The 26,877-nt window shown below is 72.9% G+C and carries 23 protein-coding genes, 1 other RNA gene and 1 pseudogene; 12 read left to right on the forward strand and 13 right to left on the reverse strand.

Going from position 1 to position 26,877, the window contains the following annotated elements; genetic code table 11:
- The first annotated feature begins 4 nt into the window (after positions 1–4).
- A complete protein-coding gene (locus OHS82_RS30160; protein WP_057583158.1) occupies positions 5–961 on the forward strand; it encodes a 3-oxoacyl-ACP reductase in 957 nt (318 codons plus the stop codon).
- Between the two features lie 106 nt (positions 962–1,067).
- Here OHS82_RS30160 and OHS82_RS30165 read toward each other — a convergent pair whose 3' ends face one another.
- Both OHS82_RS30165 and OHS82_RS30170 read right to left on the reverse strand, forming a co-directional pair.
- Positions 1,068–1,238 carry a hypothetical protein gene (locus OHS82_RS30165; RefSeq protein WP_328434973.1) on the reverse strand — a complete coding sequence of 57 codons (171 nt, stop codon included), beginning with the start codon at positions 1,236–1,238 and terminating at the stop codon, positions 1,068–1,070.
- Between the two features lie 97 nt (positions 1,239–1,335).
- Complete coding sequence (locus OHS82_RS30170) at positions 1,336–2,523, reverse strand: hypothetical protein (protein ID WP_328436126.1); 1,188 nt, start codon at positions 2,521–2,523, stop codon at positions 1,336–1,338.
- Between the two features lie 653 nt (positions 2,524–3,176).
- Here OHS82_RS30170 and OHS82_RS30175 point away from each other — a divergent pair.
- From OHS82_RS30175 to OHS82_RS30185, 3 genes are read left to right on the forward strand one after another with little or no spacing between them, the layout of a single operon-like run.
- Positions 3,177–4,034, forward strand: a complete 858-nt coding sequence (locus tag OHS82_RS30175) for a Nif3-like dinuclear metal center hexameric protein (RefSeq protein ID WP_057583160.1) — start codon at positions 3,177–3,179, stop codon at positions 4,032–4,034.
- On the forward strand, positions 4,031–4,774 hold the full coding sequence (locus tag OHS82_RS30180) for a zinc ribbon domain-containing protein (RefSeq protein ID WP_079041566.1): 744 nt from the start codon (positions 4,031–4,033) through the stop codon (positions 4,772–4,774). Before OHS82_RS30175 ends, OHS82_RS30180 begins: the two co-directional genes overlap by 4 nt.
- 19 nt (positions 4,775–4,793) lie before the next feature.
- Positions 4,794–6,503 (forward strand): bifunctional RNase H/acid phosphatase, encoded by a 1,710-nt coding sequence (locus OHS82_RS30185; RefSeq protein ID WP_057583164.1) that lies wholly within the window; start codon positions 4,794–4,796, stop codon positions 6,501–6,503.
- 81 nt (positions 6,504–6,584) lie between these two features.
- On the opposite strand, the gene eda is transcribed toward OHS82_RS30185, so the two are convergent.
- Positions 6,585–7,259, reverse strand: coding sequence for a bifunctional 4-hydroxy-2-oxoglutarate aldolase/2-dehydro-3-deoxy-phosphogluconate aldolase (eda, locus tag OHS82_RS30190; protein ID WP_057583166.1), 675 nt, complete (start codon positions 7,257–7,259; stop codon positions 6,585–6,587).
- Between the two features lie 296 nt (positions 7,260–7,555).
- Complete coding sequence (gene yaaA / locus OHS82_RS30195) at positions 7,556–8,338, reverse strand: peroxide stress protein YaaA (RefSeq protein ID WP_057583167.1); 783 nt, start codon at positions 8,336–8,338, stop codon at positions 7,556–7,558.
- Between the two features lie 135 nt (positions 8,339–8,473).
- On the opposite strand from yaaA, the gene OHS82_RS30200 reads away from it, so the two are divergent.
- The 6 genes and pseudogenes from OHS82_RS30200 to rnpB all read left to right on the forward strand — a co-directional run bounded on the left by OHS82_RS30200 (position 8,474) and on the right by rnpB (position 13,424).
- Positions 8,474–9,916 (forward strand): RNB domain-containing ribonuclease, encoded by a 1,443-nt coding sequence (locus OHS82_RS30200; RefSeq protein WP_057583169.1) that lies wholly within the window; start codon positions 8,474–8,476, stop codon positions 9,914–9,916.
- A 236-nt stretch (positions 9,917–10,152) separates the two neighbouring features.
- Positions 10,153–10,602 carry a DUF4260 family protein gene (locus OHS82_RS30205; protein WP_057583171.1) on the forward strand — a complete coding sequence of 150 codons (450 nt, stop codon included), beginning with the start codon at positions 10,153–10,155 and terminating at the stop codon, positions 10,600–10,602.
- A complete protein-coding gene (locus OHS82_RS30210) occupies positions 10,595–11,116 on the forward strand; it encodes a TetR/AcrR family transcriptional regulator (RefSeq protein ID WP_057583173.1) in 522 nt (173 codons plus the stop codon). Before OHS82_RS30205 ends, OHS82_RS30210 begins: the two co-directional genes overlap by 8 nt.
- 91 nt (positions 11,117–11,207) lie before the next feature.
- Entirely contained in the window at positions 11,208–12,029 is an 822-nt protein-coding gene (locus OHS82_RS30215) for a helix-turn-helix domain-containing protein (protein ID WP_057583175.1), read from the forward strand.
- A 58-nt stretch (positions 12,030–12,087) separates the two neighbouring features.
- Positions 12,088–12,834: pseudogene (locus OHS82_RS43585) on the forward strand (DMT family transporter); the annotation flags it as partial.
- A gap of 187 nt (positions 12,835–13,021) precedes the next feature.
- An RNA gene (gene rnpB / locus OHS82_RS30225) (RNase P RNA component class A) lies at positions 13,022–13,424 on the forward strand.
- Between the two features lie 98 nt (positions 13,425–13,522).
- On the opposite strand, the gene OHS82_RS30230 is transcribed toward rnpB, so the two are convergent.
- The 6 genes from OHS82_RS30230 to OHS82_RS30255 all read right to left on the reverse strand — a co-directional run bounded on the left by OHS82_RS30230 (position 13,523) and on the right by OHS82_RS30255 (position 18,519).
- Positions 13,523–14,092, reverse strand: coding sequence for a Fic/DOC family protein (locus OHS82_RS30230; RefSeq protein WP_328434974.1), 570 nt, complete (start codon positions 14,090–14,092; stop codon positions 13,523–13,525).
- Positions 14,089–14,439: a type II toxin-antitoxin system Phd/YefM family antitoxin gene (locus OHS82_RS30235; RefSeq protein ID WP_319169663.1), complete on the reverse strand. Its 351-nt coding sequence runs from the start codon at positions 14,437–14,439 to the stop codon at positions 14,089–14,091. Before OHS82_RS30235 ends, OHS82_RS30230 begins: the two co-directional genes overlap by 4 nt.
- A 219-nt stretch (positions 14,440–14,658) precedes the next feature.
- Positions 14,659–14,970 carry a hypothetical protein gene (locus OHS82_RS30240; protein ID WP_328434975.1) on the reverse strand — a complete coding sequence of 104 codons (312 nt, stop codon included), beginning with the start codon at positions 14,968–14,970 and terminating at the stop codon, positions 14,659–14,661.
- Positions 14,970–16,364 (reverse strand): hypothetical protein, encoded by a 1,395-nt coding sequence (locus OHS82_RS30245; protein WP_328434976.1) that lies wholly within the window; start codon positions 16,362–16,364, stop codon positions 14,970–14,972. The genes OHS82_RS30240 and OHS82_RS30245 overlap by 1 nt, the downstream gene beginning before the upstream one ends.
- Entirely contained in the window at positions 16,361–16,822 is a 462-nt protein-coding gene (locus OHS82_RS30250; protein WP_242433399.1) for a hypothetical protein, read from the reverse strand. Before OHS82_RS30250 ends, OHS82_RS30245 begins: the two co-directional genes overlap by 4 nt.
- Positions 16,823–17,052: 230 nt before the next feature.
- Positions 17,053–18,519 carry an amino acid permease gene (locus tag OHS82_RS30255; RefSeq protein WP_328434977.1) on the reverse strand — a complete coding sequence of 489 codons (1,467 nt, stop codon included), beginning with the start codon at positions 18,517–18,519 and terminating at the stop codon, positions 17,053–17,055.
- A gap of 198 nt (positions 18,520–18,717) precedes the next feature.
- Here OHS82_RS30255 and OHS82_RS30260 point away from each other — a divergent pair, with 198 nt between their 5' ends.
- The gene (locus OHS82_RS30260) at positions 18,718–19,488 is read left to right on the forward strand and encodes a FadR/GntR family transcriptional regulator (RefSeq protein ID WP_242433400.1); all 771 of its coding nucleotides are present in this window, start codon (positions 18,718–18,720) and stop codon (positions 19,486–19,488) included.
- A gap of 110 nt (positions 19,489–19,598) precedes the next feature.
- Positions 19,599–21,071, forward strand: coding sequence for an APC family permease (locus OHS82_RS30265; protein ID WP_328434978.1), 1,473 nt, complete (start codon positions 19,599–19,601; stop codon positions 21,069–21,071).
- 67 nt (positions 21,072–21,138) lie between these two features.
- On the opposite strand, the gene OHS82_RS30270 is transcribed toward OHS82_RS30265, so the two are convergent.
- From OHS82_RS30270 to OHS82_RS30280, 3 genes are read right to left on the reverse strand one after another with little or no spacing between them, the layout of a single operon-like run.
- A complete protein-coding gene (locus tag OHS82_RS30270) occupies positions 21,139–23,343 on the reverse strand; it encodes a bifunctional serine/threonine-protein kinase/ABC transporter substrate-binding protein (RefSeq protein WP_328434979.1) in 2,205 nt (734 codons plus the stop codon).
- Positions 23,343–25,820 (reverse strand): bifunctional serine/threonine-protein kinase/ABC transporter substrate-binding protein, encoded by a 2,478-nt coding sequence (locus OHS82_RS30275; protein ID WP_328434980.1) that lies wholly within the window; start codon positions 25,818–25,820, stop codon positions 23,343–23,345. The genes OHS82_RS30270 and OHS82_RS30275 overlap by 1 nt, the downstream gene beginning before the upstream one ends.
- The gene (locus OHS82_RS30280; RefSeq protein ID WP_328434981.1) at positions 25,820–26,680 is read right to left on the reverse strand and encodes a hypothetical protein; all 861 of its coding nucleotides are present in this window, start codon (positions 26,678–26,680) and stop codon (positions 25,820–25,822) included. Before OHS82_RS30280 ends, OHS82_RS30275 begins: the two co-directional genes overlap by 1 nt.
- Between the last annotated feature and the right edge of the window lie 197 nt (positions 26,681–26,877).

Genomic DNA, 26,877 nt, shown 5'->3' on the forward strand with positions numbered 1-26,877 from the left:
CCGGATGTCACTGTCATCGCCACTGTCACGGCCTCTCGACGGGCTGACCGCGATCGTCACGGGCGCCGGGCGCGGGCTCGGACGCGCCGAGGCGCTGGAACTGGCCCGGCTGGGCGCGGCCGTCGTCGTCAACGACTACGGACAGCCCGGCCGTGACGGCTCCGGCGAGGCATCGGCGGGGCCGGCGCAGGAGGTCGCGGCGGAGATCCGGGCCGCGGGCGGCGCCGCGCTCGCCCACACCGGGGACGTGTCCGACTTCCGGCAGGCCCGCGAACTCGTCGGCGCGGCGATCGCCGAGTTCGGCACGCTGGACGTCGTCGTCAACAACGCGGGCATCCTGCGCGACCGCATGGTCTTCTCCATGGCGGAGGAGGAGTGGGACTCGGTGATCCGGGTCCATCTCAAAGGCCACTTCAACACCACCCGTTTCGCCGCCGCGCACTGGCGTGAGCGTTCCAAGGCGGCCGGCGCCCCGGTGTACGGGCGGATCGTGAACACCTCGTCGGAGGCGTTCCTCGCCGGCTCCGCGGGGCAGCCCAACTACGCGGCGGCGAAAGGCGGAATCGTCGGCCTGACGACCTCCACGGCCCTCGCGCTCGCCAAGTACGGCGTGACCGCCAACGCGATCTGCCCGCGGGCCCGCACCCGGATGACGGCGGACGTCTTCGCCGGGTTCGAGCAGCCCGCGGACGGGCTCGACCCGCTCGCCCCCGAGCATGTCGCGCCGCTCGTCGGATACCTGGCGTCACCGGCCGCCGCGCGGATCAACGGGCAGCTGCTCGTCGTGCACGGGGGCGTCGTCGCTGTCGTCGAACGGCCCCGGGTGGCGGCGAAGTTCGACAGCAAGCAGGACGCGTTCAGCTTCGACGAGCTGGACGCCGTCCTCGGCGGGTACTACGCGGACCGGCCGGACGGTGAGACGTTCGCGGCGGCCGAGGTACTGGGCCTGCGACGCGGTTAGCGGGCCTCGTCGAGAAGCGGTGCGCGTGCGCAGGGGGCCCGGACACGGGCACGACATGCGTGGGGGCCCGGACGTCCATGGACGTCCGGGCCCCCACGGCGTACTGTCAGGCAGTCGCTTCGGCCGTGTCGTCGACCCTGTTCTCGGCCGGCCTGCGATGCCGGCCGTGAGGGGCCGAATCGGCCTCGTGTGCCGAGACCGGGCCCCGGTGGCGGCCGTGGCCGGCCGTCTCCTGGAAGTCGGCGGACGGCGCCTGCATGGTGCGTGTGTCGCTCATCGGAAGAATTCACCCCGTCAACATGATCTTTCTTTACAGCCGGGCGATTTTATCCGGCACACCGCGGGGCGAATCCAGGCGGCCACGCCAACCGCCGCTACTTCGTTACAAGTCGGCCGAGCGGGGCCTGTTGCAGGGGCACGGGACGGGCGCAAGGCGTCGCCCCGTACGGCGTCGCCTCACCGGGGTGTCGGAGGGAGGAGGGTGCGGCGTCCTCGGCGGTCGAGGTCGCGGCCGCGGTCTCGGTCTCTGTTGTGGCGGCGGGCGAGCCCACGGCGGGAGCCGTCAGCGGCGCCACCCCGCAGGGTTCCGCCGCCGTGGTGTAAGGCAGCCGCAGCACGCCGTCCGGCGTCCACACCCCACTGCCCGTCAGCCAGCCCTCGGGCGCGGCCAGTTGATGCAGCCGACGCTCCATGGGACGCCACACGCCCACCCAGGCGCCGAAGGGGCCGTCGATACGCAGCGCCACCGCGCACGCCTCCGGCAGAAGGACCTGACCCGGCTGGATCGCGAAGGGCGTCAGCGCGAGGCCGGGCAGCCGCAGGGCCTCCGGGAAGCGGACCGGCAGCATGCTGCCCACGACGCCCCAGCCCAACCGGGCCTCTCCCGGCGAAGCGGCGTCCGAGCTGATCAGCAGCAGTCCACTGTCCGCGTCGGCGAGCAGCAGACGGTCGTCGCTGTCGGCGGAGATCTGCAGCAGCGGCGACACCTCACCGCCGCGCTCCAGGTCCACCACGACCGCCTTGGTCCGCCCGCCGACCTCACGGTCCAGCGCGAGCATGCGGCCGGTGCGGTCCAGCCACACCCCGCCGGAGCACCGGCCGGGGATCTCGGCGACGTACTCGGGGCCGAAGGCGCCGCCCGCGACCAGCCACACGGTCGTCGTCCAGGGGCCGACGGCGAGGGCGTACGCGCGCTCGCCGCAGGGGGCCGGCGGGAGCAGGCGCAGCTCGACGCCGTCGTCCGGGCACTCGACGGCGCCCAGAGGCAGCTCCCCGGTGCCGGGTCCGGTCGGGTACAGCAGGGAGAACGCGTGCCGTCCGTCGGTCGCCCGCCGGATCAGGACCCGGCCGTCGGCCATCGGCTGGACCTCCGTGCCGGGCTCCTCCGGCTGGTTGCCGGGCAGCGGCACGGCGTACGGCTCGGGGCCGTCCAGGGTCCAGCGCTCGGGGAACAGCGAGTCGCCGTTCCGGGCGAGGCGTGCGGCGTAGGCGCCGTTCGCGGTCAGCACACAGGGCGCGGGGGTCGTGGCGCCGTAAGCGCCGCCCGGTGTCCGCGGCGTCACGTGCCGCACGGGCGTCGCCCATGCCGCGTCGAGGGACGGCGTCACGCGCCGACCCGGGGGCTCGGCGGGCTCCGTTGCCCCGGAGGCCTGGGAGGCCTGGGAGGCCTGGGAGGCATATGGCGGGCGGTCGGCGACACGGTCCTCCGGAGCCTCCAGGAGCTCTGGCGTCGCCGACAGCTCTGGAGCCTCCAGGAGCTCCGGAATCGCCGGCAGCCCCGGGGGACGTAACAGTTCCGAGGGCCGCAACACCTCCGAGGACTGCAACACCTCCGAGGAGCGCAACAGCTCCGAGGAGCGCAACAGGTCCGGAGCCCGCAGAAACTCCGCACCCTCCCGGTACTCGGGGTCCGCCCCGTCTTCCGGGTCTTCCGGGTCCGCCCCGTCTTCCGGGGCCGCCCCGTTTCTCGGGTCCTCCCGGTCCTCCCGGTCCTCCCCGTCCGCCGCGGTGGGCTCGATCGCACAGGCCGGCATCGTCATCGTTCTGCCACCTCCGGCGACGAAGCTAGTTTTCGCACGCACGGGCGTGGGACCCACGGGCGGTCTTCTTCCCTCGTAAGAGTGGTGCAGAAGCGATTCGCCTGAGGGTCGCGGAAGGCGTGTGCATGCCGAGGCGGCGGTACCTCCCCGCAGAACGGCCAGGTAGCCTTTGGTTCGTGCCCCGTCTGTCTGAAGTCATCGCCGCGCTGGACGATCTGTGGCCCTCCGAGCGGGCCGAGTCCTGGGACGCGGTCGGCACCGTCGTGGGCGATCCCGACCAGGAGGTCTCCCGGGTTCTCTTCGCCGTCGATCCCGTCCAGGAGATCGTCGACGAGGCCGTGAAGCTCGGCGCCGACCTGCTCGTCACCCACCACCCGCTGTATCTGCGCGGTACGACCACCGTCGCGGCCTCCACGTTCAAGGGCCGCGTCGTGCACACCCTCATCAAGAACGACATCGCCCTGCACGTCGCGCACACCAATGCCGACAGCGCCGATCCCGGGGTGAGCGACGCCCTCGCCGGCGCGCTCGGCCTGCGGGTCACAGGGCCCCTCGTGCCCGACGCCGGCGACCCCGCGGGGCGGCGCGGCCTCGGCCGCGTGTGCGAGCTCGACCACCCGCTCACCGTCCGCGAACTCGCCGCCCGCGCCGCGGAACGGCTGCCCGCCACCGCGCAGGGCATCCGGGTGGCGGGCGACCCGGAGGCGCTCGTGCGGACCGTCGCCGTCAGCGGCGGCTCCGGGGACAGCCTCTTCGAGCAGGTCCGGGCCGCCGGCGTCGACGCCTTCCTCACCGCGGACCTGCGCCACCACCCCGTCTCCGAGGCCCGCGCCCACAGTCCTCTCGCGCTGCTCGACGCGGCGCACTGGGCCACCGAGTGGCCCTGGTGCGAGCTGGCCGCCGCCCAGCTCGACGAGATCTCCGACCGGAGAGGATGGGACCTGCGGGTCCACGTCTCCCGCACGGTCACCGACCCCTGGACCGCCCACGCGGCGTCCACCGCCACCTCTAGCTCAATGGGAGCCCCCAACTGAACGCCGCGCCCGCCGACCAGATCCGACTCCTCGACGTCCAGGGCCTCGACGTCCGACTGCAGCAACTCGCGCACAAGCGCAGGTCCCTGCCCGAGCACGCCGAGATCGAGTCGCTGACCAAGGACCTCACCCAGCTGCGCGACCTCCTCGTGGCCGCCCAGACCGAGGAGAGCGACACCGCCCGCGAGCAGACCAAGGCCGAGCAGGACGTCGACCAGGTCCGCCAGCGCGCCACCCGCGACCAGCAGCGACTGGACTCCGGCGCCGTCACCTCCCCGAAGGACCTCGAGAACCTGCAGCGGGAGATCGTCTCCCTCGCCAAGCGCCAGGGCGACCTCGAGGACGTCGTACTGGAGGTCATGGAGCGCCGCGAGAGCGCCCAGGAGCGGGTCGCCGAGCTGACCGAGCGGGTCGGCTCCGTGCAGGGGAAGATCGACGACGCCACCGCGCGCCGCGACGCCTCCTTCGAGGAGCTCGACGGCGAGGCCGCCACCGTCACCAAGGAGCGCGAGGTCGTCGCCGCCTCCCTGCCGGCCGACCTGCTCAAGCTCTACGACAAGCTGCGCGAGCAGCAGGGCGGCATCGGCGCGGCCAAGCTCCAGCACCGCACCTGCCAGGGCTGCCGCCAGGAACTGGCCATCACCGACATCAACGAGATCCGCTCGGCCGCGCCCGACACGGTCGTACGGTGCGAGAACTGTCGCCGCATCCTCGTGCGCACGTCCGAGTCGGGGCTGTAACCGGTAAGGGGCCTGCATCGTGCGGGAGTTCATCGTCGAGGCCGACGGGGGGTCGCGGGGCAACCCGGGGCCCGCGGGCTACGGCAGCGTGGTGATCGACGCGACGACGGGGGAGACGCTCGTCGAGCGGGCCGAGTTCATCGGCGTCGCCACCAACAACGTGGCCGAGTACCGGGGGCTGGTGGCCGGACTGCGCGCCGCCCGCGAACTCGACCCCTCGGCTCGGGTGCGCGTCCGCATGGACTCCAAGCTGGTCGTCGAGCAGATGTCGGGCCGCTGGAAGATCAAGCATCCCGACATGAAGCCGCTCGCGGCGGAGGCGGCCCGGGTGCTCCCGCCCGGGCAGGTCTCCTACGAGTGGATCCCGCGCGAGCAGAACAAGCACGCAGACCGCCTCGCGAACGAGGCGATGGACGCGGGCAAGCGGGGCGAACAGTGGGACGAGGGCGCCTCACGCGCCGCGCTCGACGCCCGGTCCGCCCCCGCCCCGGTCGCCCCCGAGCCGTCCGGCCCGCCCGGTGACGCAGTCGCGGGCGCGGCGAAGGCCCGCGAGGCCCTGGCCCGTGCGCCTCGGTCCCGCGCGACGGCGGAAAGAGTGGCGGAAGCGGCTGTGGACGTGGACGCGGCTGCGGACGCGGCGCTGCGCGGCGCTGGAGCGGAATCAGTTGCGGAAGGCGTTGCCTGCGGCGTTGCGGGCACGGCCGCGGGAAATCGCGTGGAAGCGGTTACGGAAGGCCGTTCTGGAGCCGTTGGGGAAGCGAGTTCGCAAGCGGTTACGGAACGCCCTTCTGCAGCCGTCGGGGAAACAGGTTCGGAAGCGGTTGCGCAAAGCGGTTCTGGAGCCGCTGAGACAACGGGTTCGGAAGCGGTTGCGGAAGGCCGAGCGACCACTGCGCCGGGAACTCGTGCGGAACCCGTTGCGGAAGATGTGCGGAGAACCGTTGCGGAAGCCGTTTCGGAGCCCCGCGCCAAGACCGGCGACGATGTGCGGGCCGCCCGCACGGTCGCTCTGTCCGCCGCAGACGCCACAGCGGCGGCTGGGCCGGCGGCCGCCGGCCTCGCCGCCGCCCCGACCGTCGGCTGGGGCGCCGCTCCCGATCTCGGGGCGCCCGCGACCTTCGTGCTGCTGCGGCACGGTGAAACGCCGCTGACTCCGCAGAAGCGGTTCTCCGGCAGCGGCGGCACCGATCCCTCGCTCTCGGACGTCGGCAGGGGGCAGGCCGAGCGGGTCGCCGCCGCGCTCGCCCGGCGAGGCACCGTGCAGCACATCCTCGCCTCCCCGCTGGCCCGTACCCGTGAGACGGCCGGCATCGTGGCAGCGCGCCTCGGTCTGGAGGTCACCGTCGAGGACGGGCTGATCGAGACGGACTTCGGCGCCTGGGAGGGGTTGACCTTCGGCGAGGTCCGCGAACGTCACCCGGACGACCTCAACGCCTGGCTGGCCGACCCTGAGGCCGAGCCGACCGGAGGGGGCGAGAGCTTCGCGGCCACCGCGGTCCGGATCGCTGCCGCCCGCGACCGGCTGGTCGCCGCGTACGCGGGCCGCACGGTTCTGCTGGTCACCCATGTGACCCCGATCAAGACGCTCGTGCGGCTTGCCCTGGGCGCACCGCCGGAGTCCCTCTTCCGCATGGAACTGTCGGCGGCCTCGCTGTCGGCCGTGGCCTACTACGCGGACGGGAACGCGAGCGTCCGGCTCTTCAACGACACGTCCCACCTGCGGTCCTGAGGGCGGACGCGGTTGCGGGAGTGGACGCGGTTCCGGCGGCGGCCGCAGCTGCGGGCGCGGTTCCGGGGCGGAGGTGCCGGCTCAGAGGGCGCCCACAGTCCTGAGGGCTGACGCGGCGCGGGCGAGGGCCTCGATCCGCGGCCAGTCCCGGGCCGCGACCGCGTCCGCCGGGACCATCCAACTCCCGCCCACACAGCCGACGTTGGGCAGCGCCAGGTATTCGGCTGCGTTCGTCGCGTCGATGCCGCCGGTCGGGCAGAAACGGGCCTGCGGCAGGGGTCCGGCGAGCGAGCGCAGATAGGCCGTGCCGCCCGCCGCCTGCGCCGGGAAGAACTTCATCTCCCGCACGCCCCGCTCGAGCAGCGCCACGACCTCCGACGTCGTCGACACCCCGGGCAGGAAGGGCAGCCCTGACGCCAGCAACGCCGTCAGCAGGGCGTCCGTCCAGCCGGGGCTCACCAGGAACCGGGCCCCGGCCGCCGCGCACGCCGTCACCTGCTCCGGGGTGATCACCGTGCCGGCCCCGACGACGGCCTCCGGCACCGCCCCGGAGATCTCCCTGATCGCGTCGAGCGCGGCCGGCGTCCGCAGCGTCACCTCGATGGCGGGCAGCCCACCGGCCACCAGCGCCCGGGCCATCGGGACCGCGTCGGCGGCGTCCTCGACCACCACGACGGGTACGACGGGGGCCGGGGCCAGGTCCAGTACCGAGGCAGCCCCGGCGGAGGGCGCGGCGGAGGGCGCAGGTGAGGTCATGCGCCTCATCGTGCTCCCGGCATGCAGCATGCGCAAAGGTCATTGCGCATGCTGCAACGCACCGGTTCGGGCGGTGCCGCTGGACGGCGGGCGGACGGGTGGCGGGCCGGGGCGGCCGGGTGTTGGGCGGGGGGCCGGGCGATCGGGCGGGGCGGGCGGACGGGCAGGAGTGCCCGACCCGGTCCCTTGCGGCACGCAGCCCGTCCTGCCCTGCCCTGCCCTGCCCTGTCGTGTCCTGCCCTGCCCTGCCCTGCCCCGTCGTGTCCTGCCCTGCCCTGCACTGTCGTGTCCTGTCCTCAGTGCACCTCGTCCACCAGGACGTCCAGTGTCCGGGCCGCGCCCGCCCGGGCCGGGGCCTGCTCCTCCACCACGTATCCGAGGTCCCGCAGGGCCTCCACCAGCTCCGCCGGGCCCTTCGGGGCGATCCCCGCCGTCAGCAGGCTCCGCACGATCCGCCCCTTCGTCGCCTTGTTGAAGTGGCTGACGACCTTCCGTGTCGGCGCGTGCAGCACCCGCACGCTCGCCGTCCGCGCCGCGACCTCGCCCTTCGGTTTCCACGCCGCCGCGTACGCCGCCGACCGCAGGTCCAGGACCAGTCCGCTGTCGGCGGCCTCGGTCAGGGCGGACTCCATCGGCGTGCGCCAGTGCGCGCCCAGCGCTCCGAGTCCCGGCAGCCGTACCCCCATCGAGCAGCGGTAGGAGGGGATCCGGTCCGTCACGCGGACGGCGCCCCAGAGTCCGGAGAAGACGAGGAGCGACCTGGCCGCGCGCCGCTTCGCCGCCGCGTCGAGGGAGGCCAGCCCGAGGGAGTCGTACAGGACGCCGGTGTAGATCTCCCCTGCCGGGCGCGCACCCGCCGTCCGCAGCCGTGTGTTCTTCGCGATCTCGCCGCGCAGCCCCTCGCTCAGTCCGAGCACCTCGCGCGCCTTCTCCTCGTCGGCAGCGCACAGTTCGACCAGCTCGTCGAGGACGGCCTCACGGGCCGCGCTCAGCCCCGGCAGCGACAGGGCCTCCGGCTTGAGCGGGGCGCCGCGTCCGGAGGACGCCTTGCCTTCGGAGGGCGGCAGCAGGACCAGCACGGGACATCTCCTTCGATAGAGCTCTGCCGCGCCAGCGTACGGTGTGCCGCACAGCACCCTCCGCCCCGCGACGGGCTGTGAGACGGCCACCGTCCACGGCGTGCCGTGGGGCGGCCCGCGTCCTAGGCTCGACGCATGCCCCGCCGCCGCATCCGGGTGACCGGCGCCCCCGAGGCCCCGCTCCGGCAAGCCTTCGCCGCACTGCGCGCCGAGTCGGGAGCGTCCGACGGATTCTCGCCCGAGGTGCTGGCCGAGGCGGACCGTGCCGCGCGCGAACCCGTCCTGCCCTCACTGGACGCGACCGACGTCCCGTTCCTCACCATCGACCCTCCCGGCTCCACCGACCTCGACCAGGCGCTGCACCTCGCTGCGCGGGGCGCCGGCTACCGCGTCCGGTACGCCATCGCCGACGTCGCCGCGTTCGTCGTCCCCGGCGGACCGCTGGACGCCGAGGCGCACCGCCGGGTGAACACCCTGTACTTCCCCGACGGGAAGGTCCCGCTGCACCCGGCCGTGTTGAGCGAGGGCGCCGCCAGTCTGCTGCCCGGCGAGGTCCGCCCGGCCGCGCTGTGGACCGTCGACCTCGACGCGGACGGCCGTACGGTCGCCGTCGACGTCCGGCGCGCCCTCGTCCGCAGCCGCGCCCGGCTCGACTACGCGGGCGTGCAGCGGCAGATCGACGCGGGGAGCGCCGAGGAGCCGCTCCGGCTGCTGGCCGTCGTCGGACGCCTGCGGGAGCGGCTGGAGAGCGAGCGGGGCGGGATCTCCCTGGACGTGCCCGAACAGGAGATCGTCGAGCACGACCACGCCTACGAGCTGACCTATCGCGCCCCGCTGCCCGCCGAGGGCTGGAACGCGCAGCTCTCCCTCCTCACGGGGATGGCCGCGGCCGACCTGATGCTGGCGTCCGGCGCAGGCGTCCTGCGCACGCTGCCCGCCGCCCCGGACGGTGCGGTGGGCCGACTGCGCCGCACCGCGCACGCCCTGCGCGTCGACTGGCCGCACCATGTCTCCTACGCACAGCTGGTCCGCTCCCTCGACCCGCACGATCCGCGGCACGCCGCGTTCCTCCAGGAGTGCACGACCCTGCTGCGGGGCGCCGGCTACACCGTCTTCCGCGACGGCGTCCTTCCCGCCATCACCACGCATGCCGCCGTCGCCGCCCCGTACACCCACTGCACGGCCCCGCTGCGCCGCCTCGCCGACCGCTATGCCGCCGAGCTCTGCCTCGCCGCCGTCGCGGGCGGGCCCCCGCCCGAGTGGGTGCTCGCCGCCCTCGACGCCCTCCCGCAGGAGATGGCCCAGGGCGGTCGCCGGTCCGGGGCCGTCGAGCGCGGCTGCGTCGACATCGTCGAGGCCGCGCTGCTCGGCGGCCGGGTCGGCGAGGTGTTCGACGGATACGTGGTGGACGTGGACGAGCGCCGGCCGGCCGTCGGAACCGTGCAGCTGGAAGCGCCGGCGGTGATCGGCCGCCTCGACGGCGCGGACGGCGCACCCCTTCCCCTCGGCGAGCGACTGCGCGTCCGCCTCACCCGAGCCGACCCGGCGACCCGGACGGTCCGCTTCGCGCCGGCGTGAGAGGGCGCGGAGCGGAGGGTGGAGCGCGCGGAGCGGAGGGTGCGGGGCCGAGGGTGGAGGGGCCGAGGGTGCGGAGCGGAGGGTGCACCGGCCCGGTGTCGTCTCCCGGAACCCTCGGCCCCTTGACGGCTAACACAGTTAGCCGTACGGTCCTGGTGTCCGGCTAACGGTGTTAGCCGTCAATTGATGGCAGCACGGCGAGACGGCGAAACGCAGTCGACATCCAGGGGGCAGTGATGAGCACGATCACCACCAGTACGCGAACCGGCTCCGGCTCCGGCTCCGGCTCAGGTTCCGGCTCCGTCTCCCGTCGCGTCCGCCGCGCGGCCTGGCTGGCGAACGCGGTGTTCTGGTCGGCGTTCGCGGTACTGGAGTCCGTCAACCACGGCTGGCTCGCGGGCGGCCTCGCCCTCGTCTTCCTGATCCTGCCGGACCTGACGTTCCTGGTCGCCCTCGACGAGGCGCCCCGCATGGCGAAGGGGCAGCTCGCGCCCCGGGCGGTGCCGTACTACAACGCGATGCACCGCGCCGTCGTCCCGCTCGCCCTCATGACCCTCTACACGTTCGGGCCGTTCGCCGCCTGGCCTCCGCTGTTCGCGGCACTGTGCGGCTGGCTCGCGCACATCTCGTACGATCGCGCCTTCGGATACGGACTGCGCACCAAGGAGGGCTTCCAGCGTGACTGAGCGGCTCACGCCCCGCGCCCGCGAGATCGCGGCGGCCGCCCGGAACCTCCTGGAGGAGGCCGGGCCCGCCGCGCTCACCATGCGCGCCCTCGCCGACCACCTCGGCATCAAGGCGCCCTCGCTCTACAAGCACTTCCCCGACAAGCACGCCGTCGAGGTCGAACTGGTCGCGCAGCTGCTGCAGGAGTCGGCGGCGGCGCTGGAGGCTGCCCAGGCGCGTGAGCCGGGCTCCCTGCCCGCGCTGGCCCAGGCGTACCGCACCTACGCCCTCGCCCACCCCCACCTCTACTGCCTGGCCACGGAACGCCCCCTGCCGCGAGCGGCCCTGCCCGCAGGCCTGGAGGACCGGGCCGCGATGCCCCTGCTGCTGGCCTGCGACGGCGACCTGGACCTGGCCCGCGCGATCTGGTCCTTCGCCCACGGCATGGTGGTCCTGGAGATCCACGGCCGGTTTCCGGACGACGCCGACCTCCCGGCGGCATGGAAACGCGGCCTGAAGGCGTTGCAGCGCTGAGAGCCCGTGCGCCCTCGCACCCCGTGCACCCGGGAGCCCTGGGTGCGAAGGCGCGAGGCGCGGGTCGCGATGGATACGCTGGGGGCGTCGGATGAGTCGTGAAGAGGCGTCGTGGACCAGGGCCCGGCTGGGCCGCTGCGGCCCGCACCTGGACCTGCTCACCGCCCGCTTCGACCGGCACGTCTACGCCCCGCACGCGCACGCGGAGTTCACGGTCGGCGTCTGCGTGGACGGCTCGGAGATCATCGACTACCGCGGCGGCCGCATCCGCACCGGTCCCGGTTCCATCGTCGTCCTCGCACCGGACGAACCGCACACCGGCGGCCCGGGCGGCGACACCGACGGCTACGCCTACCGAGCGCTGTACGCCGGCCCGGCCCTCCTCACCGACGGCACCCTCGGCGGTGTGCCGCACTTCCGTGAGCCCCTCCTCGACGACCCCGAACTGGCCGCCGCCCTGCGCCGGGCGCACACGGAACTGTCCGCCTGCCCCGACCCCCTGGAGGCCGAGTCGCGCCTTCCATGGCTGCTGACGGCCCTTGCCCGACGCCACTCCACGGCCCGTCCGGTGTGCGACACGATCCCCGGCGCCGAGCACATCGCCCGCGCCGTGCGGACCCGCCTCGCCGACGAACTCCTCGCCCCGCCCTCACTGGCCGACCTGGCGACGGACCTGGGCCTGTCCCGCTACCAGCTCCTGCGCGCCTTCCGCACGACGACCGGCATGCCGCCCTATGCCTGGCTCGCCCAGCACCGGGTCGCCCGGGCCCGCGGCCTGCTCGAGTCGGGGCTGCGGCCCGCGGAGGTCGCCGGCCTGGTCGGTTTCGCGGACCAGGCCCACCTCACCCGCTGGTTCCGCCGTGTCCTGGGCGTCACTCCGGCGGCGTACCGCAACAGCGTTCAAGACACTTGACCCGGGTCGGGCCGACACTGCGGGCATGACTGCACGCGGCTGGTTCCTGTTCTCCCTGATGGGAGTGATCTGGGGCATCCCCTACCTGCTGATCAAGATCGCGGTGGAGGACCTCTCCCCGTCCATGGTGGTGTTCGTGCGCTGCGCGCTCGGCGCCCTTCTCCTGCTCCCCTTCGCGCTGCGCCAGGGCGGTCTGATCCGCACCGTGCGGAGCCACTGGGCGCCCATGCTGGCCTTCGCGTGCATCGAGATCATCGGCCCGTGGTTCACCCTGACCGATGCCGAGCGGCACCTGTCGAGCTCCACCGCCGGTCTGCTGATCGCGGGCGTCCCGATCGTCGGCGTGCTGGCCGCGCGCTTCCTCGGTGACGCGGAGGTGCTGGGCGTGCGCCGTGTCGCGGGCCTCGCCCTGGGGCTGGCCGGCGTCGGGGTCCTCACGGTCCCGCACCTGACGGGCGGTGACGCTCGCTCGCTCGGCGAGGTCCTGCTGACGGTGCTGGGCTACGCCACGGCGCCCCTGATCGCGGCCCGCCGCCTGAAGGAAGTCCCCACCCTCCAGCTCATCGTCCCCTGCCTGACCCTTGCGGCTCTGGTCTACGCCCCGGCAGCGGCCGCCTCCTGGCCGGCCGAGCTCCCTTCCACCTCGGTGCTGGCGGCGCTCGGGGGCCTCGGCGTCCTGTGCACGGCGGTGGCCTTCGTCGGCTTCCTGGAACTGATCAGGGAGGTGGGCCCCACCCGCTCGACGGTCATCACCTACGTGAACCCGGCCGTAGCGGTGGCGGCAGGCGCCCTGTTCCTGGACGAGCCCCTGACGGCCGGCATCCTCGCGGCCTTCGCGCTGATCCTGACCGGCTCCGTCCTGGCGACGGCGTCGAGCCCGAAGCGCGACGCGTCCCCAGGACCGAGGCAGGCCGTGGCCACGGGCGAGGTGCGCGACGCGGTCTCCGGCCCGAAGGGCGGCCGTCGCCCGGTACCATGGTCGACACGGCAGACGAGCCGGGCGGGCGGCCGCGTGGAGTCCCTCACGGGACTTCCCGAGGAACGTCCGGGCTCCACAGGGCAGGGTGATGGCTAACGGCCACCCGGGGTGACCCGCGGGACAGTGCCACAGAAAACAGACCGCCGGGGACCTCGGTCCTCGGTAAGGGTGAAACGGTGGTGTAAGAGACCACCAGTGCCCAGGGCGACCTGGGCAGCTAGGTAAACCCCACCCGGAGCAAGGTCAAAAGGAGCGCCGTGAAAAGCGCTCTGCGCGGACGTTCGAGGGCTGCCCGCCCGAGTCCGCGGGTAGACCGCACGAGGCCGGCGGCAACGCCGGCCCTAGATGGATGGCCGTCACCGAGGACGTCGCGAGACCCCTCGGCACAGAACCCGGCGTACAGCCCGACTCGTCTGCCGCTGCCTGCCTGCCTGCCTGCCTGCCTGCCGCTGCCTGCGGCTTTGCCTTGGAAGGCGCGCGCCGGTGTGTTCGTCGTGACTCGGCATGCGGGGAGTCAGCTCGTCGCGACCAGCTCGTCGAGCAGCTGCTCCAACAGGGTGTTGTCGCCGAGGAAGCTCTTCACCGAGGCGTCCTCGTTGCGTTGTGCGTCCGTGCCCGACCAGTTCAGGGCGTATCCCGCGTCGGCGCTGAGCTGGGTCAGGAACGCCCGTTGGGCACGGCCGTTGCCCTCGCGAAACGGGTGGAGGACGTTCATGTCGCCGTACAGCTCGGCCAGTCGGACGACGAATTCCCGCCGGGGGAGATTGCGCAGTCGGCCGGAGACGGCGAGACGGTCGAAGATCTCGCCGGCGTAGGGCACGAGGTTCCTCGCGGGGCAGAACGGGGTGCGCTTGGCGATGTTCACGGTGCGTAACTCGCCTGCCCACGCATATATGTCCCCGAAGACCGCGGCGTGGAACGCCTGGAGATGGCCGAGGTCGTACGCGCCGGGTAGGGGGCGTTCGGTGAGCATGACCAGGCGCGCCCGGGTGATGTCGGCCTCCGCTGCCGCGAGCTGCTGGTGGTCGGTGATGCCGAGCTCGTTGCGCAGCACGCCGTTCGGCATGGTGTACGGATCGTTCACCCTGCCCGGCGCTCCGCGGTCTGTCGGTGGCGGGCGATCGCGCGGGCGACAAGGGTGTCCGCGTCGAGGTCGCCCTTCACGTACGCCTCGGTGTCGCGGTCGGACGCCTCAGAGGCGTGGAGCCCCTCCGCCTCGATGGAGCCGGTGGCCGAGGCGACGGCCGCACGTCGTGCCGCACGGCCGGTCAGCGCCTCGAACGCCTCGACGGAGAGGAGGACGCCCTGGGGTTTGCGGTGGGCTCCGATCAGGACCGGGTCGGCAGCCGCGCCGGACTCCGACAGGTCGGTCAGGATCCTCGAAAGCTGTGCGCGCGCGTCGCTGACGGTCACGACCTCAGGGATCTCCATGCTGTCTCCGTACCCGTATGAAGTCTTGATTCTGTACAGATTCTAGTACGGAATCCAGGGAGTGTCCCGCCCTGGGCGACCCCGGCTCGGCCGGCTCACGGTTGCCGTTCCGGAATCGGTGCTCGGCCGCTCGTTCGACCCGCCGGCAGCTCCCCACCGTGCCTCGGCCGGACGGCCACCAGCCACAAGCTGACCTCGCTGCCGACCCGCAAGCGGCCCCTAGCCGCCCACCGCCCACCGCGCCCCCGCGACCACGCCCAGGAGGAGGGCCGGGAGCAGCCACCACCATGGCGTGGCTCTTCGGATCGACGGGATCAGCCACAGGGCTGCCGCGGAGCCGGCTGCCGTGAGGGTGAGGACGCACGACAGGACGATTCCGGCGTAGGCGTCGTCGTCCCAGGGGCCGGACGGGGTGATGGTCAGCGCCGTCCAGCAGAAGTAGGCGGCGACGAGGGTGAGCAGGGTGAGGGGGACGGCGAGGACCGGACGGAGGCAGCCGCGGTCGTCGTCCACGGGGGGAGGGGTGGTCATCAGCGCAGTGCGTTCCTTGCGTCGGTCAGGTCGTTCGCGAATCCGCGCCCGTAGGCCTGGGCGTCCTCGGTCTGCCAGTACGGTCCGCCGTTGTACCGCGCGGCGAGTTCCTGGTAATGGGCCGGTGTCATCTCCTCGGCCGGCACGTCGGCGAACTCGCTCTCCGCCTTGAGCTGGGCCAGGTACTCCGAGGCGATGAAGATGTTCTGCCCGGGGTCCTGCAGAGCCGCTTCCACCATGCCGCGTTGCTGGTCGGTCAGGTGCTCGGGGTCGTAGCCGAGGACCTCGGCACCGCGTCGCACCTGGATGGCGATGGGCCCCATGGACGTGTTGTCGGGGTCACCGCCGAGCCGCCACGGCAGGCTCTCGGGAGCGATCGGGCTCAGGGGGGAGTCCGCCTGCTCCCGGAGGGTGTCGGTGATGTCGTCCAGGATGCCGGGCTGTCCGCCGATCTCCTGCCATGCGATACCGGCGACCATGTCCGGCGGCAGCCCCGAATTCCGTGCCGCCGCCTTGATGATCTCCTTGTTCGCCGCGATCCAGTCGGTCCGATCCTGCGCCGTGGACGGCGGACTCCAGTAACTGTCGGTCGCACCGGGGAGGTTGGCGACCTGGAGGCGGATGTCCCGCAGGGCCGGCGAGACGATGTCGTCGCCGGCGAGGGGGTAGAAGTCCTGCTTGGGTCCGCTGCCGGGCAGCCGCGTCAGCGGGTTGGCGCTCGCCTCGGCCGCCTCCCGTCGCAGCTCCGAGATCGCCGAGGCGACGTCGACGCGTTGGACGAAACCCATCCGGAAGTCCGGCAGCAGGTCGTAGGCCTGCTTGAGCTCGTGCACGCAGATCTCCCGCGCCTCGTGCTCCGTGGTCTTCGCCAGGTGGAAGTCCCCGCCCGCGGCGTCGTGCAGCCGGTTCGCGTCGTCGCGGATGTCGTCGACGTCCATGGTCAGCTCGGCGAAGAAGTCCATGACGCCGGTGGTGGCCCGCATGTCCTCCCACTGGCGCATCGGCTCCGCCTCCTGGGCGTCCCGGGTGATCGCCGTGCCCTTGGTGTGGATCAGGTCGGCGAGGGACTGCTCGTTCGCCTTGCCGTTGGAGTAGTGGGCCTTGGCGACCTGGAGCGCGAACGCGTAACTGCGCAGAGCGCCGGCGGCCTTGTCGTAGCCCTCCGCGAGCTGCGCGATCAGCTTGCGTCCCTCGGTGAGCCGGGCTTCGTAGTGCTGACTGCCCTCGCTCTTCCACCGGGTGTGCTTCTCGGCGCGCTCGGCGGAAGGGTCGACCGCCACCAGCATGTCGTGGAGGCGCTTGAATTCGTCCGCGTTCCGTTCGACGAGGGGCGGGTTGCAGTCCTCCAGGAACTCGACGTCCTTGCGGTGACTGATGCCGCTGCCGCCGCTCATCGCGCCTCCGGGGCGACGTACTGCCCGTATTCGAGGACGCTGTCGAGGAAGTGCCGGGCCGTGTCGTCCTCGATCTTCACGAAGCCGCTGCCGGTCGTCCTCAGGCGCGTGGACAGCGCCGCGAACAGGGCGACCGCGTCGAGATACTGGTCGTCGGCGAATCCCGCGAACCGTGCCACCTGCGCGGCCACGTCCTCGGGCGTCCGGGGTTGCCGGGCCATGGTGGTCAGTTCGGCGTCGGGCCGGCCCTCGTGGAGAAAGCCGGCGATCTCGATCAGCAGATTCGCGTTGCCGTTGATCGACTCGGCCTTGGCGACCAGGGAGCCGGTGGTCGGGGCGGTGACTCCGCCGCCACCGTCCGCCGGCACCTGGTCTATCTGCATGCCCGTGTGCGCTTCCGTCTGCCGGCGTGCCAGGGCGTCGGCCTTCAACTGGGCCCATTCCTCTTCGAAAGACAACCTGTTCCCCCTCGGTCCGTCATCTCGAACAGCCAGTCGATCATGCCACTGGTGGGCCGGGCGTCGAAACCTCGCCGCTCCTCCCGTGGGCCGGTTCACACACGGCCGCAGACGGAGCAGGCCCCCGGCGGGACGGCAGTCCGGCCGGGGGCCTGAACCGGACGGGAGGAGTCCCCCTGTCCGGTGTCTGGCGTCTGGTGTCTGGTGTCTGGTGTTCGGTGTCCGGTGAGTCAGGACAGGGGGGCCGTGTCAGCGGTGTCCCGGGTCTTGGTCGTTCCCGACAGGCGTGCGCGTACCACCGCGAAGAGCACCACGCCCGCGGCCACCGCCGTGGACAGGACCACCTGGTCGCGGCCGCCGCCGTCGGCCGTGTCGGTGAGCATGTAGCCGAGGACGAAGGTGATCAGGGCGATGGTCGCCCAGGTGAGGTAGGGGTAGAGCCACATCCGGACGACCAGCTTCTCCGGGGACTCCCGCTCGATGATCTTCCGCATCCGCAGCTGGGAGAAGCAGATCACCAGCCAGACGAACAGGGCGATCGCGCCGGAGGCGTTGAGCAGGAACTGGAAGACCGTGTCGGGCCAGAGGTAGTTGAAGGCGACGGCGACGAAGCCGAAGACCACCGAGGCGAGGATGGCCGCACGGGGCACGCCGCGGTCCGTGGTCCGTCCGAAGGCGGCCGGCGCGTCGCTTCGGCGACCGAGCGAGAAGGCCATGCGCGAGGCGGTGTACAGGCCCGAGTTGAGGCAGGACAGCACCGAGGTCAGCACGATGGTGTTCATGATCTGCGCGGCGTGCGGGATGCCGATGGAGCTGAGGGCGGCGACGTACGAGCCGTCCTTGAGGATGGCCGGGTCGTTCCAGCGCAGCAGCGACACCACGATCAGGATCGAGCCCAGGTAGAACACCGCGATCCGCCAGATCACGCTGTTGGTGGCCTTGGTGACGGCGGCCCGCGGGTCGGCGGTCTCGCCCGCGGCCAGGGTGACGATCTCGCTGCCCATGAAGGAGAAGACGACCATCAGGACGCCGGTGAGGATCGCGCCGGGGCCGTTGGGGAGGAAGCCGCCGTGTGCGGTGAGGTTGGAGAAGCCGCTCGCCGGGTGGTCGGAGCCGGGCAGCAGTCCGAAGATCGCCAGGCCGCCGAGCACGATGAACGCGGCGATGGCGACGACCTTGATGCCGGCGAACCAGAACTCGAACTCGCCGTAGGAGCTGACCGAGACCAGGTTGGTGGCCGTCAGGACGATCATGACGATCAGGGCCCAGCCCCACTGCGGCACCGCGGGCACCCAGCCGGCCAGGATCTTCGCCCCCGCCGTCGCCTCGACGGCGAGCACCACGACCCAGAAGAACCAGTACAGCCAGCCGATGGTGAAGCCGGCCCAGCGGCCCAGCGCGCGGTCCGCGTAGGCGGAGAACGAACCCGAGGTGGGGTTGGCCGCGGCCATCTCGCCGAGCATGCGCATCACGAGGACGACGAGGACGCCGACGAGCGCGTACGAGACGAGGATGCCGGGGCCGGCGGCGGCGATGCCGGAGCCGGAGCCGACGAACAGACCGGCGCCGATGACGCCGCCGATCGCGATCATCGACAGATGGCGGTTCTTGAGACCGGCCTGAAGGCCGCCGGAGCCGCCGGAGCCGCCGGGCTCGCCGGACTCGGTGGGAGGGGTTTTGGGGACGGTTGTGGTCATCTCGACATCCATGGAGGGAGTACGGACAGGGAGGACGGACCAGGAGCGTCTGGAAATTAGTTCAGTACGATCGAAAAAAACAAGACTTGTTTAACTGTTCACCTTGCTCTATTTTTCGTGCAGCGCGGAACCCTCTCTTCCGGGAGCCCTCTGTGGACCACACCGTGACCCCGCTCGCCAGGCCGTTAAGGTGGCGCCGTGGTGAATGCACCGGGCAAGTTCGGCCCCTACAGCGGCTGGGACACACGCGTCCTGGCCGGCCGGGGCCCCACAGGAGCGGAGCTCGTCCGGTCCCGGATCGCCCTGCGGGTGCGGCTGCGGTCCGTCTCTCCGGGGGACCGGCTGCCGGACGCGGGTGTCCTCGCCGAGGAGCTCGGGATCAGTGAGATCACCGTGCGCCGCGCGCTGGAGGTCATGTGCCAGGACGGCCTGCTCGACCGCCGTCGTGGCCGGGCCGGCGGCACCTTCGTCGCGGCCGAGTGGGACGCGGTCGTCGCCGTGATGTACGACGCCGACGAGGCGGCCGCGCTGGACTCCTTCCATCTGCTGCTCGAGTGCGGGCTCGTCGCGCACACCGCGGGCGAGCTGCCCGACGGCCGGCTCGACGGGCTGCAGGCGTTGGTCGAGGAGATGGACGCGCCCGGCGACCCGGCCCGGCTGCTCGAGCTGGAGACCCGCTTCCACCTCGACCTCGCGGAGACCCTCGGCGGCGCCGGGATCAGGGAGTTCGCCGCCGACCTGCTGGGCAAACAGTGCCTGCTGGGGCCCGCGCCGGACCCCGCGGTCGTACGGGCCCGCAACCGCTGCCACCTCGACCTGCTCGACGAACTCGGCCGCGGCGCGATGGACCTCGCGGTGCGAGCCGTGAAGGCACATCGGCACGCCGAACCGGACCCGCCTCCCCCAGCCGAACCGACCCCGCCCCGCAGCGCCGAACCGAACCGACTCCGCCCGGCCGAACCGAGCTGAACCGACTCCGCCGGGCCGAACCGAGCTGAACCGGCCCCGCAGAGCCGAACCGAGCTGAACCGGCCCCGCAGAGCCGAACCGAACCGACCTCTCGGAAGGGAGTTGCCGCCATGACCGAGTCCGGATCAGCCGGGCCGTCGCCGACGTCGGGCCCCGCCGACGGCACGCCCCAGCGGCTGCGCGGCGGCGTCCTCGGCATGGCGGACATCGCCGCGGCCACGATGGCCAACGTCGGCCCGGCCATGAGCTTCTTCTTCGGCTTCGCCTTCCTCGCCACCACGGCGGGCGTGGCCTCCCCGCTGACCATCATGGCGGCGGGCGCGGCGGTCGCGCTGTTCGGCAACACGCTGGCCGAGTTCTCCCGGGCGCACCCCTCGGCGGGCAGCTTCACCACCTTCGTGGGCAAGACCTTCGGGCCGGTCAGCGCCGTGACCACGGCGCTGCTCGCCGGACTCGGCTACATCATCGCGATGGCCTCCGTCATCGCGATCTCCGGCGGGTTCATGCAGATCACCCTGAACCACTACACCGGCGTCGACCTGCCGTGGATCATCTGGACGGTGCTGCTGACCGGCCTGTCGGTGGTGCTGATGCTGCGCGGGATCGTGGTCTCCACCAAGTGGGCCGGCTACTTCTTCGTCGTCGAGATGCTCGTCCTGGTCGTCGTCTCGGTCGCCGCGCTCGTCGAGCACCGCGGCGACCTCTCCGCCGCCCCGTTCCTGCCCTCCCACCTCACCCACGGCGTCAAGGGGCTCGCGGCGGGCTTCCCGCTGGCGGTGTACCTGTTCATCGGCTGGGAGAACTCGGCGGCGCTGGCCGAGGAGACGGAGAACCCGCGGCGCAACGTCGGCCGCGCCGTGTTCTCGTCCGTCGCGATCATGACGGTGAGCTACATCCTCTTCTCCTACGCCACGGTCACCGGCTTCGGCTACGACGTGCAGCGGCTCGGAGACTCCCGCATCCCCTTCATCGACGTCGCCCAGCACACGCTGGGGGCGCTCGCCCTCCTCGCCTACGTCGGCGGTTTGACCTCCACCCTCGGCGTGCTGATCGCGGGCATCAACTCCCAGGCCAGGCTGGTGTTCAACGCCGGACGCGAGGGGCTGCTGCCGTCCTTCTTCGGCTATGTGCACCCCACGCGCCGCACGCCGAACAACGCGATCGTCACCTTCGCCGCGACCGCGCTGCTGATCATCGTCGGCTGGGGTCTGGGGCATGTGCTCGGAGCGGACGGCGGTCAGATGAACCCGGTGGTGTTCTTCGCCGAGTCGTCGAGCCTGGGCGCCATCCTGATCCTGCTGGTCTACCTCGCGTCCAACATCGCGCTGCCGCTGTACTACCGCAGGTACCGTCCGCAGGAGTTCCGGATCGTGCGGCACGTGGTGCTGCCCGCGGCAGGAGCCCTCGCCGTGCTGGTCCCGCTGTACTACCTCGCCAAGCCGGGACAGCCCGCCCCGTACAGCTGGTTCCCGTACGCGGCCCTGGCCACCCTCGTCGCGGCCGTCTGCTACGCGACGCTCCTGGTCCGACGCGACCCGGGCCTGGCCGACCGGGTCGGCTCGGTCGTCGCCGACGCGGAGTGACCGGCCCGTCCACGGCCGCCCCCTGTCCCCTCGTCCGGTCCGGCGGGAGGGTGAGGGGCGCCCCCGTTCACGACACCGCCGCCTCCTTGTACTGCCCGAGGTAGTGGAACGCGCCGTCGGCGACCTCGTAGAGGAACATCGCGTCGTCGTTGTAGCCGTGCGACGGGCGGTACGCGACGGTACGGGTGATCCCGGTGTGCTTGACCTCTTGCAGGCGGTGGGCGATCGCGACACGCTCCCGCAGGGCTGCGCCGTCCTGCGCGCAGGACGCCGCCAGGAACATCACGGCGTCGTAGGCCTCGGCCGCGTACCAGCCCGGGGCGGCGCCGAACCGGGTGCGGTAGGCGGCGGAGAAGGCGCGGGCGGACGGGCGGACGGTGGGGTCGGTGAACGAGGTCGCGAAGACCCAGCCGGCCGCGGCCGCCCCGGCGGCGGCGAGGAATCCGGGGCCGAAGGCCTGTTCCGTCGCCATGCGGGCGCCGGTGAACCCGGCCGCCTTCAGGGCGGAGGCCAGTCCCGCGGTCCGCGCCGCGTCGCCCGTGCACACGACCGCGTCCGCCCCCGCGGCCAGCACCGACGCGGCCAGCGCCTTGTAGTCGATCCTCCCGGCGGGGACGCTGGTCAGCGTCGCCTGCCGGCGCGCGCTCCGCAGTCCCTTCTGGGTCAGGTCGCACAACTTCCAGGCGGTGTCGCCCTGCGCCCGGTCGTCCACCAGGAACACCTTGCGCGCGTCGACGTGGTTGCTGAGGTAGCGGACGCAGGGGGCGGCGAGGAGCGTCCTTTCGACGTGCAGCGCCGCGTGGGAGCGGAACTGGCTGTAGCCGATCGACCTGCCGTCGAGACCGACGTCCACCGAGACGGTGACCACCGGCATCGTCGCCTTGGTGTACGCGGCCTCGGTGCTCAGGAAGCACGCGTCACTGGTGGGCCCCAGAACCGCGAGGACGCCGGTGTCCTTCACCAGCCGCCCGGCCAGGCTCGCGGCCCGGGCCGGGTCGCCGCCGTCGTCGTACGGGACCAGCTTCAGGCGAAGGGGACGGGCGCTCTGGGCGTTGACCTGCTCGACGGCCAGCCGGGCCCCGTTGAGCTGGGCGTTCCCGCTGTCCTTCGCGGGTCCGGTCAGGTCGCCCTGGAACGCGACGACCAGTTCGGGACGCGGGCTCGCCACAGGCGGCGTCGGCGTACCGCGGCGGGTGCTCCACCACCAGGCTCCGCCGCCACCGGCCGCGAGGACCCCGGCCGTCGATCCGAGGCGCAGGAAGCTGCGACGGCGGATTCCGGGCGCGACGGACGGTGCTGTCCTGACGGCTGTCATCGTCGCGGCGTCCGGGGACACCGTGCTCGCCGGCGCGGACACCTGGGTCGGCTCGACGGCGTCGAGGGCGAGCACGGCGGCGGACCGGTCGCTGATCAGACGGGCGACCGGCTCGGGCAGCCACCCCGCCTTCCCGCCCGGGCCGGGTCCGACGCCCGCCTCGAGTTCCGCTCGCAGGCGGGCGAGGTCGGGGCGGTCGGCCGGGTCCTTGTGCAGGCAGGATGTCAGCAGAGGCGCCAGGGCGTCCGGGAACGCGGCCGGGTCCGGCTCCTCGTAGACCGTGCGCAGCAGGACGCCCGCAGCCCCGCCGTCGCCGAAGGGCCGTACCCCGGTCGCGGCGAACGCGAGCACGCAAGCCAGCGAGAACACGTCGCTGGGCGGCCCGATCTCCCCGCCGCGCGCCCGCGCCTGCTCGGGTGAGAGGAAGCCGGGCGAGCCGACGATGACGCCGCTGGAGGTGAGCGCCGTGGCCTCCGGGGCGCGGGCGATGCCGAAGTCGATGAGCCGTGGCCCGTCCGGGGCCAGCAGGACGTTGCCCGGCTTCACGTCACGGTGCACGAGCCCCGCCGCGTGGACCGCTTCGAGGGCTTCGGCGAGCCGGATCCCCAGGACCCGCACGGAGGTGACGGACAGCGGCCCGAAGACCTCCACCGTCTCGGAGAGCGACGGGCCCGGCACGTACGACGTCGCCAGCCACGGCGTCTCCGCGTCGGCGTCGGCGTCCAGCAGCGGCACCACCCAGGGGCTGTGGACCTGCCGGGCGGCCTGCGCCTCGCGGCGGAACCGGGCCCGGAAGCCGGGCTCCTCCGCGTACGCGGCACGCACCGTCTTGACCGCGGCGACCGCCCCGCCCGGTGCGCGGGCCAGGAAGACGACGCCCATGCCGCCGACGCCCAGCCGCCGCAGCAGCCGGTAGCGGCCGAGCCGGGACGGGTCGCCGGCGCGCAGCGGCTCCATCAGACGGTGAGCGGCGCGGGGCCGTCGTACACGAAGCCGCCCTTCTCGACCCGCCAGAGGAAGCCGCCGGTGCCGTCGACGGCCATCAGGCCGGACCTGGCCAACTGGGGGGTGGACAGATCGAAGCCGAACTGCTTGGTGATGCCCTGGTACTTCCCCGTCAGCACGGCTTCATGGAGGTTCTCCCGGGTGCGGCTCTTCGCCGGCAGCCCGGACAGGGCCTTCAGCAGCATCCCGGTCACGTCGTAGGACTCCGCCGCGTACCGGGGCGGCGCCTCCTTGAAGCGCGTGCGGTAGGCGGCCGCGAACTTCGCCGCCTCGGGCTTGCGGGTCGCGTCGATGACCGGAGCCACCATCGCCCAGCCCTCGGCGTCCTGCTGAGCCGCGGTCAGGAACCGGGCGTCGAGCAGCGCCGGGCCGGACACCCGCGCACCCTGGAAGGACCGTTGCCGCAAAGCCGCGGCGATCAGTGCCCCCCTGTCGGGCAGTCCGGCGAAGAACACGGAGTCGGCGCCGGCCGAGAGCACCGCGTCCACCACGTTGCCGAAGTCGTCGCGCATCGCGCTGACCACCTCCGGCACGGCGGGCTGCCGCGCGTTGTTGAGCTGCGTGCTGAGGGACGTGGCGAGGGTCGTCCCGTAGTCACCGGCCGGACGGTCGACGACGAGGCCGACCTTGCGCGAACGACCGGTGCCGCGGAGGTAGTTGCTCATGTACAGGGCGAGCACCGAGTCGGGCAGCCGACCGAGCAGGAACGAGCTGAAACCCTGGACGAGCAGGCTCATGCTGCCGGGGGACACGGCGACGGCAGGCAGCCCCCGGGCGGCGTACTTCCCGAGCGCCGCCTGCGCCGTGGCGTCGGTGGTGGGACCGACCACGGCGAGGACCGACGGGTCGGCCGCGAGTTCCGCGGCGAGCCGGGTCGAGGTCGCCGGGTCGCCCTTGTCGTCGACGGCCCTGACCTTCACGGTGAACGGGGCGTCGCCGCGCGCGTTGAACTCCGCGACGGCCAGCCGCAGTCCGCGCTCCTGCGCCCGGCCTGTCGCCTGCTGCGGGCCGCTGAGGTCGCCGTGCAGCGCGAGGGTGTGCACGGGCCGCCGTGCGGCGGCGGGCGTGGCGCTCTTCGCGTCGTCGTCCCGGGTGGCCGCCCACCAGGCCGTGCCGCCGGCGCCCGCCGCGACCGCCGCGGCAGTGCCGGCGAGCAGCAGGAAGCGGCGTCGGCCGGGCGGGCGGGCGTCCTGCGGGTCGGGCTGCCCGGCCGCCTGCCCGTCGGAGGCCTGGTCCGGGGGTGTGTCCTGCACGTCGGAAGCGGTGTCCGGCGGGGTTTCCGATCCCGCGCCGGACCGTGCCGGGGAGGACGCGGTGACCTGGGTGTGCTCGATGTCCGGCAGGGCGAGCGCGGCGGCCGACCGCTCGGCGATCAGCCGGGTGACCGGCTCGGGCAGCCATCCGGACGCCCGCTCGTCCTGCGGCTCGCTACGCTGTCCATCCTGCGGTTCGCTCTGCCGCTCAGTCTGCGGCTCGCTCCGCTGTTCTCCCTGCGATGCTCCCTGTAGGGCGATCCGAGGGTCGCCCGGGGGTCGGTCCTGCGGGTCGCCGTCCGATTCGTCCCGCGGATCGTCGGCGGATTCGTCCTGCGGCTCGCTCTGAGGCCCGGTCTGCGGCTCGCCCTCGGCCGTCAACCGCCGCACCAGCTCCGCGGCGTCCGGACGCCGGGCCGGGTCCTTCTCCAGGCAGGCTTCCACCACTTCGCGCAGCGCCGCCGGGATCCCGTCCAGGTCCGCCGGATCGTGCGCCGCCCGGTACAGCAGCGCGTCCACCGCTCCGCTGCCGAACGGCGCACGGCCGGTCGCCGCGAACACCAGGACGCAGCCGAGGGAGAACACGTCGCTCGCCGGACCGATGGCATCGCCACCGGGGCCCGTGGCCTGCTCGGGCGAGAGATAGCCGGGGGTGCCGACCACCATGCCGGTCGCGGTGAGCGCCGTGTCCTCCGGGGCGCGGGCGATGCCGAAGTCGATGAGCCGGGGCCCGTCGTGGGCGATCAGCACATTGCCCGGCTTCAGGTCCCGGTGGACCAGTCCGGCCCGGTGCACCTCGCCCAGCGCCTCGGCCAGCCGCGCGCCGAGCAGCCGCACCCCGTGCTCCGGCAGCGGCCCGTACCCGGCCACCGCCTCGCCCAGCGACGGACCCGGCACGAACGCCGTCGCCAGCCAGGGCGCCTCGGCGTCCGCGTCGGCGTCCACCAGCGGCACCGCCCAGGGACTGTCGACCCGCCGGGCGACCTCCACCTCGCGGCGGAACCGCTCCTTGAAGCCCGGCTCCTCGGCGTACTCGGCGAGCAGGACCTTCAGCGCGACCAGCGCGCCGCCCGGCGTGCGCGCCAGGTACACCACGCCCATGCCGCCGGCGCCGAGCCGGCCGAGCAGACGGTGGTCCGCGACGTGCGCGGGGTCGGAAGAACGCAGCGGTTCCATCAGCTCTTTCCTCCGAGCTCGGACTCCACGCGGCTGAGCATCGTGGTGGTGCCGTGCGACGCGTACTGCACCAACTCGTCGGGCTTGTATCCCGTGGCGCCCATCACCGACACAGCCACGGTGACCGTGCCGAGCCGGGTGACGAACCAGCGGTACGTCTGCGCGCTCGCTCCCGTGACGTAGGAGCCGATTTCGACCACCTGGTCGTCGGAGTAGGTGTTGTTGCCCTGGCCGTAGGGGCTGGCGTTCGACAGGAGCCCGGATATCTGCTCGTCGGTGCGGACCTGTTGCACCGGGCAGCGCAACGGCTCTTCCAGGGTGGTGGACAACTGCTGGTCGGCGTCGCGGACCGTGGCGTGCACGGTGATCGCCGCGGTCACCTTCAACGTTCCCTTGCCGCCGGCGCCCGGCAGTTCGCTGTAGCGGGACAGCGAGGCCAGGACGGTCTTCGGGAGAGGCCGACGCTGCCAGCGGCACTGCGTGTCCAGCACGGCGACCGTGCGGGGGGTGCTCGCGGCGGGCTGCTGGGCCCGGAAGCCGTCGCCCCAGGCCTGCGGCTGCAACACGACCGCCTGCGCCAGTCGCTCGGCCTGACGCCTCGTCCGGGGCACCTCGGCGGGGTCCGCCTCGAACGGCGTCAGCGCGGCGGCCGTGCCGCCGCCCGTCGAGGCGGCGGACGCGGTGGGAGTGGGCGAGCCGGACGCGGTCGGCGCCGTGGACCCGGCGGACGCCGAAGGGCTCGGCTCGGCCGCCTTGTTGTCGTCCCCGGCGCCGCAGCCGCCGAGCAACGCGGCCGCCGCGGCCGCCGACGCCGTGGCTCTCAGCCAAGTCGACCTGTGTCTGCCTGTGTTGTCGTCCATGCCCGCCCCTCCGCCTCAGCGCCCCCGCTTCGCGTGCGGTGATCGTACAGAGGTACGCGATCTGCGGGCGGTCGGTTCCGTGAACGGAGTTCGGCCTTCGTTCCGGTACTCGCCTGTGACGGCGGTGGGACAGCCGCCATGCGGCGTGACGCCTCGGTCGGCCGGTTTCGACGGAGAACAACAGGGAGCAGAACGAC

Source organism: Streptomyces sp. NBC_00425 (genome assembly GCF_036030735.1).
GTDB lineage: Bacteria > Actinomycetota > Actinomycetes > Streptomycetales > Streptomycetaceae > Streptomyces.